This is a genomic window from Methylobacterium sp. J-067 (genome assembly GCF_022829465.1).
GTDB classification, from domain to species: domain Bacteria; phylum Pseudomonadota; class Alphaproteobacteria; order Rhizobiales; family Beijerinckiaceae; genus Methylobacterium; species Methylobacterium litchii.
Map to the genome: position 1 here is coordinate 1 of NZ_JAKSXZ010000114.1, position 331 is coordinate 331.

1 protein-coding gene is annotated in these 331 nt (G+C 73.4%); it reads right to left on the reverse strand.

What is annotated here, in order from left to right:
* On the reverse strand, positions 1-331 hold a 331-nt coding region (locus MKK52_RS17335; RefSeq protein WP_243955903.1), incomplete at both ends, for a hypothetical protein.

Sequence of the window (331 nt, forward strand, 5' to 3'; positions counted from 1 at the left end):
GTGCCTCCTCGTCCTCGGGGGCATCTGCCGACACCAGCGAGCGGAGGGCGATCACCGGCACCGGACGGCGCGGCAAGTAGGCAGCGAGCCGACCGGACGGCGCGGGCTGCGGCATCGGGGCGGGGCCGGTCAGCGTGCCGAGGTACAGGCCCAGGTCTGTCGGCCGCGCCATGGCGGTGCGGTAGGCGGGCTGATGGCCGGCGGACACCTCTGCCTCGTCCAGCACCCACCACGCCAGATGACTGAACAGGGCCAGGGCCTCGGGGGTGGTGGCGCAGGCAACCGCGACAACAGCCATGCTGGCGTCGTCGTAGGCGGTTTCGGCGCGCTC